Source organism: Streptococcus pyogenes (assembly GCF_002055535.1).
GTDB classification, from domain to species: Bacteria; Bacillota; Bacilli; order Lactobacillales; family Streptococcaceae; genus Streptococcus; species Streptococcus pyogenes.
On the sequence record NZ_LN831034.1, the window covers coordinates 1,725,670 to 1,739,293 of the forward strand.

At 43.1% G+C, this 13,624-nt stretch carries 12 protein-coding genes, 1 tRNA gene and 1 other RNA gene; 8 read left to right on the plus strand and 6 right to left on the minus strand.

All coding sequences use genetic code 11. From position 1 onward, the window contains the following. Window positions 1-214: 214 nt before the first annotated feature. A complete protein-coding gene (gene slc1, locus B6D67_RS09140; protein WP_010922693.1) occupies window positions 215-1,261 on the minus strand; it encodes an adhesin Scl1 in 1,047 nt (348 codons plus the stop codon). Between the two features lie 381 nt (window positions 1,262-1,642). On the opposite strand from slc1, the gene nrdI reads away from it, so the two are divergent. After that, window positions 1,643-2,125, plus strand: coding sequence for a class Ib ribonucleoside-diphosphate reductase assembly flavoprotein NrdI (gene nrdI / locus B6D67_RS09145; RefSeq protein WP_010922694.1), 483 nt, complete (start codon window positions 1,643-1,645; stop codon window positions 2,123-2,125). 393 nt (window positions 2,126-2,518) lie between these two features. On the opposite strand, the gene B6D67_RS09150 is transcribed toward nrdI, so the two are convergent. The 5 genes from B6D67_RS09150 to B6D67_RS09170 all read right to left on the minus strand — a co-directional run bounded on the left by B6D67_RS09150 (window position 2,519) and on the right by B6D67_RS09170 (window position 8,207). After that, window positions 2,519-3,337 carry an endonuclease/exonuclease/phosphatase family protein gene (locus B6D67_RS09150; RefSeq protein ID WP_010922695.1) on the minus strand — a complete coding sequence of 273 codons (819 nt, stop codon included), beginning with the start codon at window positions 3,335-3,337 and terminating at the stop codon, window positions 2,519-2,521. A gap of 82 nt (window positions 3,338-3,419) precedes the next feature. After that, entirely contained in the window at window positions 3,420-5,606 is a 2,187-nt protein-coding gene (locus B6D67_RS09155; RefSeq protein WP_010922696.1) for a PTS transporter subunit IIBC, read from the minus strand. 357 nt (window positions 5,607-5,963) lie between these two features. Then, entirely contained in the window at window positions 5,964-6,713 is a 750-nt protein-coding gene (locus B6D67_RS09160) for a 16S rRNA (uracil(1498)-N(3))-methyltransferase (RefSeq protein WP_010922697.1), read from the minus strand. Further along, complete coding sequence (prmA, locus tag B6D67_RS09165; RefSeq protein ID WP_010922698.1) at window positions 6,713-7,666, minus strand: 50S ribosomal protein L11 methyltransferase; 954 nt, start codon at window positions 7,664-7,666, stop codon at window positions 6,713-6,715. The genes B6D67_RS09160 and prmA overlap by 1 nt, the downstream gene beginning before the upstream one ends. A gap of 70 nt (window positions 7,667-7,736) precedes the next feature. Then, complete coding sequence (locus B6D67_RS09170; protein ID WP_011285734.1) at window positions 7,737-8,207, minus strand: DUF3013 family protein; 471 nt, start codon at window positions 8,205-8,207, stop codon at window positions 7,737-7,739. 199 nt (window positions 8,208-8,406) lie between these two features. Between B6D67_RS09170 and pabB the strand changes: the two genes are divergently transcribed. From pabB to B6D67_RS09205, 7 genes are all read left to right on the plus strand, one after another. Next, a complete protein-coding gene (pabB, locus tag B6D67_RS09175) occupies window positions 8,407-10,164 on the plus strand; it encodes an aminodeoxychorismate synthase component I (RefSeq protein ID WP_010922700.1) in 1,758 nt (585 codons plus the stop codon). A 32-nt stretch (window positions 10,165-10,196) separates the two neighbouring features. Further along, entirely contained in the window at window positions 10,197-10,763 is a 567-nt protein-coding gene (locus B6D67_RS09180; protein ID WP_010922701.1) for an aminodeoxychorismate/anthranilate synthase component II, read from the plus strand. Between the two features lie 32 nt (window positions 10,764-10,795). After that, complete coding sequence (locus B6D67_RS09185; RefSeq protein WP_029714155.1) at window positions 10,796-12,064, plus strand: replication-associated recombination protein A; 1,269 nt, start codon at window positions 10,796-10,798, stop codon at window positions 12,062-12,064. Between the two features lie 88 nt (window positions 12,065-12,152). Continuing rightward, window positions 12,153-12,349, plus strand: a non-coding RNA gene (ssrS, locus tag B6D67_RS09190) — 6S RNA. Next, window positions 12,350-12,422, plus strand: a tRNA-Lys gene (locus tag B6D67_RS09195). Between the two features lie 138 nt (window positions 12,423-12,560). Next, the gene (locus B6D67_RS09200) at window positions 12,561-13,001 is read left to right on the plus strand and encodes a GNAT family N-acetyltransferase (RefSeq protein ID WP_010922703.1); all 441 of its coding nucleotides are present in this window, start codon (window positions 12,561-12,563) and stop codon (window positions 12,999-13,001) included. Window positions 13,002-13,055: 54 nt separating this feature from the next. Next, window positions 13,056-13,562 (plus strand): DNA topology modulation protein, encoded by a 507-nt coding sequence (locus tag B6D67_RS09205; RefSeq protein ID WP_010922704.1) that lies wholly within the window; start codon window positions 13,056-13,058, stop codon window positions 13,560-13,562. Window positions 13,563-13,624 lie beyond the last annotated feature (62 nt).

A 13,624-nucleotide genomic window follows, 5' to 3' on the forward strand; every position in this document is an offset into this window, starting at 1 on the left:
CACTTTACACACAAAAGCAAAAGGCAGAATCTGCTAAGAAAGCGCTTAGTGTGACCTTTTCTTAGAAAACGGTTAGTGAGCTGCTTTTGATATCTTTTGGGATCTCTCAGGCGTGAGCATGATACCAAAGGCCTGCTCCCGACCAAAAATAGAGAGAACCAAGGGGCTCTCTCTATTATGTTTGCTTATCAGTAAGGTCTCTCAATTCAGAGAATTAGTTGTTTTCTTTGCGTTTTGTAACGGCTAGGACACCAGCTGTTGTCATCACTGCTACTGCTGCTGCTGTAAAGAATGGGTTGGCTTGCTCACCAGTTGCTGGTAGACGTCTGTGGTTGTTGGCTACAGGTGTCTTAGCCATATTGCCATTGCGGCGTTCTGGCGTTTGGTTAGCTTCTTTGTCAGCAGGTTTTTCTGCAGCTGGAGTTACCTCTTTGCTCTTTTCTGGAGCTTTTTCGCCTGGTTGGCCTGCTTCGCCTTCTGGGCTCTTTTCTGGAGCTTTTTCGCCTGGTTGGCCTGCTTCACCTTGTGGGCCTGCTGGGCCTTGCTCACCTGGTTTGCCTGCCTCACCTTGTGGGCCTGCTGGGCCTTGGGCGCCCGTTTCACCTTTTTCACCTTGTGGGCCTACTGGACCCTGAGCTCCGGTTTCACCGCGGTCACCTTTTTCACCCTTTTCGCCTGGAGCTCCATCTTTACCTGGAGCGCCATCTTTACCAGCTTCACCTTGTGGGCCTTGGATTCCAGCTTCGCCTTTTTCACCGCGTTCACCGGTTTCACCTTTGTCGCCTTTTTCACCGCGCTCACCTTTTTCACCAGCTTTACCTTGGATTCCTTGCTCACCGCGGTCACCTTTAGGACCTTGGGCGCCCCTCTCACCAGTTTTACCTTGTGGTCCGGCTGGGCCAGCAGGACCAGTCTCACCACGGTCTCCCTTGATTCCAGATTTACCAATTAAATCTAGAATCTCCTTAAGCCTCTTCTCAGTAAAATCTTTTAGCTCCTTTTGAAAATCTTCTTCTTTAAAATAGGTTCCATACCACTTTCTTTCCCAAAATTTCTCATTGGACACTTCTGGATATTTTTTAAGACTTTCTTCGATCTCTTTTATTTTTGACTCTCTTTGACTCGACGTCATAGTCGTAGAAGAAACCTCAGCCTTAACGCTGCTTGCCCCGCCTCCAAAGGCTAGAAGGACGGCAGCGGCTGAGGTTAGCCCGTAGCGCCAGACTAGTTTGTTGAGATTATGGTGCTTTGATGTCAACATATGTTGTTCTCTCTTTCTTTATTAGATGGTGTGTTTTAGATAAAAATAACATGGTAGCTAGACCTGATTATTTATAATAGTATTATAATAGAGTGTGAAAACGATTGTAAAGTTCTCTTTTGTTGTTCATCTTTTAGATTTTGACTGATCACTCTTTTGTGGAGATCAGAGGGCTACTTTGGCACTTGCCTGCCTCGTTTTTAAGTCGAGGGCATCCGGATCCTTTCTTTAAGGTCACTCTTTTTTGAAATGTTACTTTTTTTGACTGCTTGTACCTTCTTGTCTGGTTGGATACCGCTAGGTTTCTTCTTTACTTGTTTGTTGGTCTTGATTGTGGTAAGCTTATGAAGAAACCTTGTAGGATAAAAAAAGGAGACACTTATGCCTCAGATTACCCTTGTTTTTATTAGCCTCAGTGGCAACACCCTTAGCTTTGTCAAGCGGCTATCCCTTTATCTAGCAGACAATTACGATTACCATGTCAAACAGATTAACATTAAAGATTTGAAGCACGAGACTTTTCCCGTCAAGGAAGAGTTTGTGGCGATTTTACCCACTTATCTAGAAGGCGGAAATGGCGTTGACTCTGGTGATGTGGAGATCCTCACCACTCCTTTGGGAGAGTTTATTGCTGCCCATGGCAACGCCCAGCGTTGTCTTGGGATTATTGGCTCAGGCAACAAAAACTTTAACCATCAGTATTGCCTGACAGCCAAACAGTATGCCAAACGCTTTGGCTTTCCACTGCTAGGTGATTTTGAGCTGCGAGGGACTCCTGATGACATTTCGCGGTTAGCCCAGGTCATCATGGAGGCCAGCTCCAGACACTCGTCTAACGACACACAGACACTGCCTAACAGCTAGACAGTCCATAGATGATCATAGCTGTTTTAAAAAAGAGCGCTTTTAGGACAATAACTACAGAGGGCCCTACCCCACGCCTTGTGATTTCTCAGCCTTTGAAAAGAGCGATCACAGTGCTTCTTGGGGCTTGGGATCACACCAAGCACTCCTAGAAATACCCCCATGCAGACTTTAGCAAGGCAACTGAACGCTTGGTGGTACTTTCTGTGAAGCTCAGATGGTTGGTGACAAAAAAGCCCTGGTTTTCTGGGGTTACTGACATGACTAAAGAGGTCTAACCAGCTCTACCTTGAGCTGGTTAGACCTCTTTGTGTTCTCCTAATCCCCCCTAGATGATCGCAGTTTCTTATGTGTCTTGGCTTCTCTTATGTGGTGTGCCTGTTAGCACATGCTCTAACGCCAGCCTAATGTCACTTCTAGACCATAGTGGTCACTGACGACTGGCGCATCTCCGCCTTCAAAGGTAATCTTAGAAGATCGGATGATGAAGTCCTTACTGGTAAAGACATGGTCCACCTTGAGGGCTTCTTTGTTACCTTGCCAGCCATCAATATCAGCCACGATGCTATGATCACCAAACACGTGGTCAGCACCCTTATGGCTATCTTGTAGGTCTAGGGGGCTACCCATCATCACTTGATAACCGTCTTGATCCGTTGGATTGTTAAAATCTCCCATAAGTAGCAAGGGACAGTTTAGTGTGAGCAGTTCTTTTTCTAATTTCTCCCACTCCCCTAAAAACCCCTTGTCAAACCAAGATAGGTGCACATTGACAACAGCGACTTCTTTGCCATCTAACGTGGTTTTGGCTATGAGTGAGCGTCTGGTGTGGTAGTCTGTTTCATCATCCATCGCTGACACGAGAATATCTGAAACATGAATAGGTTGTTTTGATAAGATTGCCACGCCTTCCTGGTAAATGTCATAGCCAATATGGTTATAAGCCCAAGACCAATAATAGTGCTGCCCTCGTTTTTGTAAATAATGGATCAAGAGAAGGGCAAAATGGTCTTTATGAATGCTTGGTGTCCCTGAAAGAGCTTGATATCTTGGTAAATCTGTGGCCAGCTCGCTCTCGATTAACTGATTGATTTCTTGCAAGCAAATGATATCGTATTTTTCAGCTAAAATATGCTCAGCCAAAGCAACTAATTTTTTAAGAGTGTTGGCTTGCATCCACGAATGGGTATTCAGTGTTAATACCTTGGTCATTAATCCTCCTTTATAAGACAAGAAGAGCCATAGGGCCTAAACCAGCTATGGCTATTACCTATCACTATCTCGTGATGTTTTGTTAAAGTTCTACGGTAGCTACTTTAGTCTTAGCAGGCTGAGCTCCTAAAGATGTCAAGGTCACATCTTGGATCTCTGTTGTGTTGGTAAAAGCAACAACAATGATTGTTTCACGCTCTGCTGATTTAATAGCAGCAAGATCTGCTACGACTAATAGGTCACCTGCATGAACCCGTTGCCCTTCTGAGACTTTGACTGAAAAAGGCACACCATTTAAGGCGACGGTATCAAGTCCCACGTGCACCAGCACTTCAAGACCATTATCTGTCAGTAAACCAAAGGCATGCTTGGTCGGAAAGACACTGGTCACAAGGCCAGCTACGGGTGCATAGATATTACCATGGGTTGGTTCAACCGCAAACCCATCTCCCATCATCTTAGCCGCAAACACCTGGTCTTTTACACCTGTGATTGGGAGAACCATCCCGTCTGCCACTGATAGCACATCTTCTGTCACGTGTTTAAAATCTTTTGCGGGAGTCGGTTTGCTAGTGAGCTGTGACATATTGACTTCTGGAATAAGAGCACCTGAGTCCAGCAAATCTTGAATATCTGATTTCAAAATATCTGCTTTAGGGCCATAGACCGCTTGAACGCCGTTGCCTTTTTGGATCAAGCCTATAGCGCCAGCTTTTTTCCAATCGTCCTCAGCACCAACCTTAGCGGGGTCTTTGACCGTCACTCGTAAGCGCGTCATACAAGCATCAACATCATCAATATTGCCTGCCCCACCAAGGAGATTAACGATTTGCACGACTTGAGAGTTGCTATCTGCTACTTGGGTAGGTCTTGTTTGAGTGTTACGGTCACCCAGTATATCGGCATCGTAGTTGCCTAAACGGCCAGCTGTTGCGAGATGCATTTTCTTGATCATCATATCTGCAATAAAGTACATGATAACTGCAAAGAGGACAGAAACCCAAACAAAGTTAATCACATCCATGCCTAGGCCTGCTTTAAGAGCCATAGGGGTGCGGGTTAGTAGCTCTATATTTCCAAATGAGTGAACACGGAGATTCACAAGGTCTGCCATGGCAAATGAAGCTCCTTGAACAAGGGCATAGACGATGTAAAGTGGCATTGCTGCAAACATAAATAGGTACTCAAGTGGCTCAGTTACCCCTGTCAAAAAGACCGCTGCCGCTGCTGAGATGAACATCATTTTGTATGTGTGTTTTTTATCGGCATCCACATTACGGTACATGGCTAAGGCAACCCCCATCAATGTTCCGGTAGCTCCAATCATTTGTCCTACTTTGAAACGAGCTGGAGTCACACTATCCATTAAGTGACTATAGGCTGAAGCGTCTGATCCTTTAAGGTGAACAAGGTCAGTTACCCAAGCAAGCCACAAAGGGTCTTGACCAAATACTTTTGTCCCCGCTGCTGCACCTGTCATGACCTCATAAGTTCCACCAAGAGCTGTATAGTTCATTGGGATCGTCAACATGTGGTGAAGACCAAATGGCAACAAGAGACGTTCCAAGGTACCATATAGGAATGGGGCTAGGATTGGAGCTGAATCTTGTGAAGAGGCAATCCACATCCCAAAACTGTTAATCCCAGACTGGATCACCGGCCAAACAACAACCAAAATAAGGGCTACAAAAATAGAACGTAAAATAACGACAAATGGTACAAAACGCTTCCCATTAAAGAAGGTCAAAACTTCAGGAAGTTTACGGTAATTATAGTATTTGTTATAGGCCGTTGCTCCTACGAACCCTGCAATAATCCCAACAAAAACCCCTGTGTTTAAAGCTGGAGATTCCAAGACACTGGTGAAATAATCTTTAACGATCATTTGAGTGCCAAGGAGGCTTGTGATTTTTGCTTCTGGATCAGCTAGCATAGTACTAGACACGCCATAAAAAGCACCTGTTATCCGATTGATCAAGACAAAAGCAAGCCCTGAGGCAAAGGCCCCTCCAGCTCTTTCTTTAGCCCAACTACCACCAATGGCCAAGGCAAATAGCAAGTGAAGGTTAACAATAACAGCCCAACCAATTTGAGCGATAATGTTGCCTAGAGATGCCAAAAATGCTGAGTCGTGGTTAATCATTGGAATAGAGTTTCCGATACTGATCATTAAACCAGCCGCTGGCATGACAGCAATAACGACCATAAGACATTTCCCAAATTTTTGCCAAAATTCGAAACGAAACAGTTGCTTGAATGATGTTTTCATTCTATCTCTCCTTTATTATCCCCTTTTAGCCATAGCTGCCCTTAAGGCGCTTTTGTGACACAATGATATAGACAGCAACTCAGTGATGCAATCGCTTGCATTGATCTGATACCTTTATTATACTAGCCTCGCAACAATTTGTAAAGCGTTTTCTTAGACAGATGTTAGTCGTTTTTTTTCATTAATATAGTAGTATAACTCACCAAAAAGAGGACAAGAGCCCATTTCCTTTTTTGGTGATGAGCCCATCAACGCTCTTCGAAAAAACAAGAAGCAATAAAAAAAGGCCGTTGACACAATCGTGAACTGCCTGTCCGTTTCTTTAGCCTCTTCTTTCTAAAGTAAGCAACAGCTTACTTATTTTGATGCCTGCAATTCCAAAGCATAACTAAGAGCACTTAAGGCATATAGCGGCGCTGTCTCTGCTCGCATAATGCGAGGGCCTAAGCCCACCTTAATGGCACTTGCTGCCTCAAACTGAGTGATTTCAGTTGGGGAAATTCCCCCTTCTGGTCCAAAGATAAAGAGGATTTTTGCCCCTGGCTTAACTTCTTTTACTTCACGCGCCAAGGTCGCTAGCTGACCTGCCTTAGCTGTTTCCTCATAAGCAATGAAGATATGATCAAAGCTAGAAAGGCTTTTTAGAAACTCTGCTTTATGTTCAAAAAGGTGAACTTCAGGCACCCTATTTCGTTTGCTCTGCTCAGCCGCTCCTAATACAATCTTAGCCAATTTGTCTTCTTTTTTAGCTAATTTTTTGCCATCCCATTTGACCACTGACCAGTCTGCTGGGTAGCCCCATAGCGCACTGGCTCCCAATTCAGTCACTTTCTGGGCAATCGTGTCTAACTTATCGCCTTTAGGAAATCCAGAAGCAATAGTCACTTTAACAGGCAATTCCACCTGATCTGGCAAAGCCTCTATAATCTCTAACTCATGAGCCATACTATTGGTCACCTTAGCTAAATACTTCACCCCATCATCAAAGACCAAGACAACTTCAGCCTCGTCAGCCAAGCGCATCACTTGAAACATGTGCTTGATGGTATCTTTATCGGTAATCGTTACCTTTTTTTCTGCTTTGCCTTTAATAAAATACTGTTGCATTAGCCGCCAATCACTCCTGAGATATCATCTGTTTTTTTAAAGACAAGGGCATTCCACTCACCTTGAACCATGTGAGTTTCTAAGAAAAAGCCTGCGCTAAAGGCAGCTTCCAGAACCATATCCAATTTCTCAGAAATGATGCCAGATAAGATAAGGTAACCTTCCTTTTTGACCAAACGGTAAGCATCATCAGTCAATAAGACTAAGATATCCGCCAAGATATTGGCTACAATCACATCCGCTTCTTGGCTAACCCCTTTTAAAAGGTCACCAGCAGCCACATGAATGTTGTCTGTTCCTTGGTTTAAATCAATGTTGTCTTGAGCCACTCGAACAGCCACGTCATCTAAGTCATAAGCGTAGATGGTTTTAGCACCTAGTAAGGAACTGGCAATCGAGAGGACACCTGAACCGGTCCCTACATCGATAACTGTCTCACCACCACGAAGGATTTGTTCCAAGGCAAAAAGGCTCATCTTAGTTGTGGGATGTGTCCCTGTCCCAAATGCCATTCCAGGATCTAGTTTAATCACTTTTTCCCCAGCAGAAGCGTCATAATCCGTCCAACTAGGGACAATGGTTAAATCATGCGTGATGCGAGCTGGTTCATAGTATTTTTTCCAATTGTCTGCCCAGTCTTCCTCAGCCAATTCTTGACTGTCCACAGTAACCTGACCAACCTGTAACCCAAAACTAGCTAACTCCGCTAACTGTTCATTAATGGTCGCAATAATATCCGCCAAATTAGTACTACTTGGGTAATAGGCTGTGATAGCTATCATGTCAGACTGCTCCACATCTGGGTATAACTCCCCAAAGCGGTCCTTTTGCCCAATATAGTCTGCGCTATCTGCGATAGCAACCCCTTGACTGCCTGTCTCAATCAACACATGTGAAACAGCCTCTTGCGCATCACGATGCACATGAACCGTCACTTCTTGCCACGTTTCCATAGTTATGTCCTTTCTATTTTGACCTTTTGGTTATTGTCCTAATAGTGTTAGCACCATCTCATGTGTCACCTTAGTACCTTGGGTAAGGGTAACTTGCTGCTTCTTCTAGTCCTTGTTGACCTTCTTCAAAAGCTTGCGCGTTCCACTCCAAGAAGAAATCAGCCTTGCTGTCATCTGCTAAGAAATCCATCAAATCGCTGTGCCCTTCAATAGCAACATCGTTGAGAAATTGCGCAAAGTAAGCTAAGAATTCACGAGAAAAGCCCTTTTTAGCGTCAAAAGGAATAGTAACCAAATAATCTGCTGCATCAAATTGAGACTTGGCAGGGTTATAAAAGAGCACATAGTCCTCAAAGACAATATCATCTTGGGTCACTTCGCCACTATCGTCAATGGTTTTTATAGCCTCTTTATTTTGAGCTTCTAACACAAAAGTCACTTCAACCGCATGATTTTTCTTGTCCCAATCCATAGCATAGTCATACTGAAAATGCTTATCCATTTCTTCTTCTAATACTGATAAAAAGCCGTATGTTGCCATCTTTTTTATACCTAATCTTTCTAACTGTTGCTGTATAAGGCTTTGTAAGACCTCATTAGTTTACTTACTTTGACATGCTGAGCGTACTGTTATAACTTTTATTAACTGAATTATAACATATTTGACTAATATTGACCATAAGAGAAGGTCTTAATGGCAGGATCACCTCTAGCAACCGCTTTTATGATATAATTTGGGTATGCATAGAAAAACTATTATTGATTTCAAAGAGCTCGGGCAACGCTATCTTTTTGATGAGCCATTAGTAGAATTGGTAGCCAAGTCCTTAGATCAGGTCGGTCCAGTCATTGAAAAAGTACAACACTACCAACAGCTGGGCTATTACGTGGTGGGCTATCTCAGTTATGAAGCAGCTGCTTTTTTTGACAATGCCCTACAAACCCATAATGACAGACTAGGCAACGAGTACCTTGCCTATTTTACAGTGCACAAAACCTGTCAAAAAAAAGACCTACCTCTTGATTATGACAGCATTACTATCCCTAACCAATGGGTCAGCGCAACTCAAAAAGAAGCCTATCAAAAAGCCATTGAAACCATTCACCGTGAGATGCAACAGGGCAATACTTATCAGGTTAACTACACCCTTCAATTAACTCAGGAACTCAATGCAGCTGATAGTTTAGCCATTTACAATAAACTCGTCGTTGAACAGGCTGCTGGCTACAATGCCTACATCGCCCATGATGAGTTTGCCGTTATTTCAGCTAGTCCTGAATTGTTCTTTAAACAAGAGGGCAACAGGTTAACTACTAGGCCTATGAAAGGCACCACCAAACGAGGGGTTAATAGCTGGCTGGATCAACAAGAACATGACTGGCTCCAAGCTGACGGGAAAAACCGTTCTGAAAACATGATGATTGTGGATTTGCTCCGCAATGACATGGGGAAAATTTGCCAAACAGGCAGTGTTCGTGTTGATAGGCTCTGTGAGGTCGAGCGATACTCTACCGTCTGGCAAATGACCTCAACTATTGTTGGTGACCTCAAAGCGGACTGTGACCTGATAGACATTCTCAAAGCTCTCTTTCCTTGTGGCTCTATCACAGGGGCACCAAAAGTCTCCACCATGGCAATTATCACATCTCTGGAGCCAAAACCAAGGGGGATTTATTGTGGAAGTATTGGCATTTGCCTACCTGATGGTCGCCGTTTCTTCAATGTTCCCATTAGAACCATCCAGCTCAGTCATAATCAAGCTACTTATGGTGTCGGAGGCGGCATCACTTGGCAAAGCAAGTGGGAAGACGAATACGAGGAAGTCCATCAAAAAACAGCTTTTCTCTATCGGCACAAACAAATCTTTGACCTCAAAACAACCGCCAAGGTGGAACACAAAAAAATAGCCTTCCTTGAGCAACACCTCAATCGCCTTAAAGAAGCAGCCACTTATTTTGCTTACCCTTATAATGAAAAAGCTTTGCAGAAACAACTGTCAACCTATTTGGAAAATAAGAATAATGCTGCCTACCGTTTGATGATTCGTTTATCCAAAGATGGAAAGATTAGCCTCTCTGATCAACCCTTGGAACCTTTGTCAGCCGATTTTCTGACAGCTCAACTCTCTTTACAGAAAAAGGACGTGACAGCTTCGCCTTTTACCTACTTTAAGACCAGCTACCGGCCTCATATTGAGCAAAAATCTTATGAACAGCTATTCTATAACCAAGCGGGGCAATTATTGGAAACGTCCATTGGCAATCTCTTTGTTCAGCTGGGTCAGACCCTCTACACACCACCAGTGGCTGTGGGGATTTTACCAGGACTTTTTCGCCAAGAACTGCTAGCTACTGGTCAAGCTCAGGAAAAAGAGGTGACACTAGCTGATTTAAAAGAGGCTAGCGCTATTTTTGGAGGAAATGCTGTCCGTGGCCTTTATCCTCTCAACCTTGAGCTTACTCACCTTGATGCCCTCTTAGCTAAGAGTCAAGCCTAAACTGCCACTCATCTTTTGTTATTAAGGAACCTATGATACTCTTAATTGATAATTACGATTCATTTACCTACAACCTCGCCCAATATTTAAGTGAATTTGACGAGACGATTGTCTTGTATAACCAAGACCCAAACTTATATGACATGGCCAAAAAAGCTAACGCTCTAGTCCTCTCACCTGGTCCTGGTTGGCCCAAGGAAGCCAACCAAATGCCAAAACTCATTCAAGACTTTTACCAAACAAAACCTATCTTAGGAGTGTGTCTGGGACACCAAGCTATCGCTGAAACTTTAGGGGGAACCTTACGCTTGGCCAAACGCGTCATGCATGGGAGACAAAGCACCATTGAAACGCAAGGCCCTGCTAGTCTTTTTCGCTCCCTGCCACAAGAGATCACCGTCATGCGCTACCATTCCATCGTTGTGGATCAGTTACCAAAAGGTTTTAGCGTAACCGCTAGAGACTGTGACGATCAAGAAATCATGGCATTTGAACACCACACCCTGCCACTTTTTGGGCTACAATTTCACCCAGAAAGCATCGGAACTCCTGATGGCATGACCATGATTGCCAACTTCATCGCAGCCATTCCCCGTTAATCTCATCCCCCAAAAGAAAGGAGGACAGTTACATGCCTGATCATTTAGCGCTCAGAATGCGCCCCAAAACCATTTCAGAGGTCATCGGACAAAAACACCTTGTTGGCGAAGGCAAAATCATCCGTCGCATGGTGGAAGCAAATAGACTATCGTCCATGATCCTCTATGGCCCTCCAGGAATCGGTAAAACTTCCATTGCTTCTGCTATTGCTGGTACTACTAGATATGCCTTTCGGACCTTTAATGCCACCATTGACAGCAAAAAACGTCTCCAAGAAATTGCGGAAGAAGCTAAATTTTCTGGTGGCTTGGTATTATTACTAGACGAGATTCATCGCCTTGACAAGACAAAACAAGATTTTCTTTTACCTTTACTTGAGAATGGCACCATTATCATGATTGGCGCAACCACTGAGAACCCCTTCTTTTCAGTGACACCCGCTATCAGAAGCAGGGTCCAAATTTTTGAATTGGAACCACTTTCTAACGAGGATATTAAAACAGCCATTCAGCTAGCAATTTCCGACAAAGAACGGGGATTTCCTTTTTTAGTGACAATTGATGATGAGGCGCTAGATTTCATTGTTACCGCCACAAATGGAGACCTACGATCTGCTTATAATTCCTTGGATCTAGCAGTCATGTCTACTTCTCCTAATGAAGATGGTAGTCGTCATATTAGTCTAGAGACAATGGAAAATAGTCTGCAGCGTAGTTATATTACCATGGATAAAAACGGGGACGGGCATTATGATGTTTTATCTGCCTTACAAAAATCCATTAGAGGTTCTGATGTCAATGCTAGCCTGCACTATGCCGCTCGTTTAGTAGAAGCTGGAGACTTGCCTAGTTTAGCAAGACGATTGACCATTATTGCTTACGAAGATATTGGCTTAGCCAACCCTGACGCCCAAGTTCATACCGTCACCGCACTAGATGCCGCCCAACGCATTGGTTTTCCAGAAGCTCGTATTCTTATCGCTAACGTGGTCATTGATTTGGCTCTATCACCTAAATCCAATTCAGCTTATTTAGCTATGGATGCAGCTTTAGCTGATTTGAGAACATCAGGCAACCTCCCCATTCCAAGACATCTTAGAGACGGGCATTATGCTGGCAGCAAGGACCTAGGCAATGCCAAAGATTACCTCTACCCACACGCCTACCCTGAAAAATGGCTCAAACAACAATACCTACCAGATAAATTAGTAGGACATCATTATTTTGAAGCCAATGAAACCGGTAAATACGAACGCGCACTTGGTTCAAATAAAGAGCGTATTGATAAGCTCTCAGACTGACTGCTAGTTTTAAAAATCGCAACCGATTTCAAAAATCGATAATTTTGCTTGAAAAAATTTTAAAAAGTGGTATTATAAAAGTACAGAAACATTGCTGTGGCATACGAATCCACATCTAAGTGTTGACCGACTATTTCTTTGTATTTTCGGGAAACAAAGACTCTTTCTAGTCTGCAAGCCGTTTCACGCGGACGCAACTTCCAAGAAAGAGCGCGTTACCCACCTGCTTATACTGCGCGGGCTCAATACAAAAACGTGGATCACCGGTGCCAATACAGCATTCTTGCCTCCTTAGCTCAGTTGGTAGAGCAGTAGACTCTTAATCTATGGGTCACAGGTTCGAGCCCTGTAGGGGGTATAAACTATACATGAAAAAACCTTTGTTTAAAGGCTTTTTTTGCTTGTCAGAAGAGGATTTGTTCCATCATTTATCCCCGCAGTAATTTTTTATGGTATGATACCAATTAAAGCGCTTAAGATTAAGGTGGAGACTGTTATGAAAATAATTGAGTACAAAGGAAATTACAGAGATGACCTCATTTTTATGGTCTTGGAAGCAAAAAATGCCTTAAGGAGAATTCCCAGCATTAACCCGGATCTTTTGACAATTGAAACAAGTTATTTGGAAAAAGAGGATTGTTTTTGGCTAGCGGTCAATGAAGAAAGTCGTGTTATTGGCTCAATCGCTTATTCTTCTATTCCCAAAACAAATGAGGTCTTCTTGCACCGTCTCTTCATCAAACCAAGCTTAAAACATCAAGGCATTGGCAGTCAACTTCTGGCGTTTGCAGAAGATTATCTAAGGAAAATCGGCAAGAGTCATGTTCGTATCCACTTAGGTCAACCTAAAGAACAATGGTTTGAATCTTATCGGTTTTATCCTAAACATGGTTATCAATTCTATGATGACACGCATCTCATCAAGAAACTAATCTAAACACATTTCCTACCCTTTATAGTCATTTCATACGTCATTTTTAGGAGGTATCCATTGAAAATTGCCATCATTGGACATAGTGGCTCTGGCAAGTCAACCTTAGCACGATTTTTAGGCCAACATTACCATTGTGAGGTATTCCATTTAGACCAACTACACTTCTCATCGAACTGGCAAGAACGGTCAGATCATGACATGATAGCTGATTTATCAACATGCCTGCTCAAACAAGATTTGATTATTGAGGGGAATTATGCCAATTGTCTCTATGAAGAGCGCATGAGTGAAGCTGATTACATTATCTATGTTAATTTCAGTCGGTTTCATTGTGTCTATCGAGCATTTAAGCGTTATTTAAACTATAGGGGAAAAACGCGTCCTGATATGGCTGACAACTGTCAGGAAAAATTTGACGTTGCGTTTGTGAAATGGATTCTACTAGATGGACGTTCAAGAAACCAATTAAAAAAATACCAATCCGTTGTCCAAAAATACTCTCATAAAACCATTGTCTTAACAAATCAAAAGCAGCTAAGTCATTATATGAATACGATCAACTAATTAGAGTGCAAAACTAAAATAACCACGGGTAATCCGGGCTATTCAGACTGAAAGCCTTTGTT

Excerpts from the sequence above, each read along its gene's own strand:
- slc1 (WP_010922693.1), bottom strand. The coding sequence starts at position 1,261 with ATGTTGACATCAAAGCACCATAATCTCAACAAACTAGTCTGGCGCTAC.
- nrdI (WP_010922694.1), top strand. The coding sequence starts at position 1,643 with ATGCCTCAGATTACCCTTGTTTTTATTAGCCTCAGTGGCAACACCCTT.
- B6D67_RS09150 (WP_010922695.1), bottom strand. The coding sequence starts at position 3,337 with ATGACCAAGGTATTAACACTGAATACCCATTCGTGGATGCAAGCCAAC.
- B6D67_RS09155 (WP_010922696.1), bottom strand. The coding sequence starts at position 5,606 with ATGAAAACATCATTCAAGCAACTGTTTCGTTTCGAATTTTGGCAAAAA.
- B6D67_RS09160 (WP_010922697.1), bottom strand. The coding sequence starts at position 6,713 with ATGCAACAGTATTTTATTAAAGGCAAAGCAGAAAAAAAGGTAACGATT.
- prmA (WP_010922698.1), bottom strand. The coding sequence starts at position 7,666 with ATGGAAACGTGGCAAGAAGTGACGGTTCATGTGCATCGTGATGCGCAA.
- B6D67_RS09170 (WP_011285734.1), bottom strand. The coding sequence starts at position 8,207 with ATGGCAACATACGGCTTTTTATCAGTATTAGAAGAAGAAATGGATAAG.
- pabB (WP_010922700.1), top strand. The coding sequence starts at position 8,407 with ATGCATAGAAAAACTATTATTGATTTCAAAGAGCTCGGGCAACGCTAT.
- B6D67_RS09180 (WP_010922701.1), top strand. The coding sequence starts at position 10,197 with ATGATACTCTTAATTGATAATTACGATTCATTTACCTACAACCTCGCC.
- B6D67_RS09185 (WP_029714155.1), top strand. The coding sequence starts at position 10,796 with ATGCCTGATCATTTAGCGCTCAGAATGCGCCCCAAAACCATTTCAGAG.
- B6D67_RS09200 (WP_010922703.1), top strand. The coding sequence starts at position 12,561 with ATGAAAATAATTGAGTACAAAGGAAATTACAGAGATGACCTCATTTTT.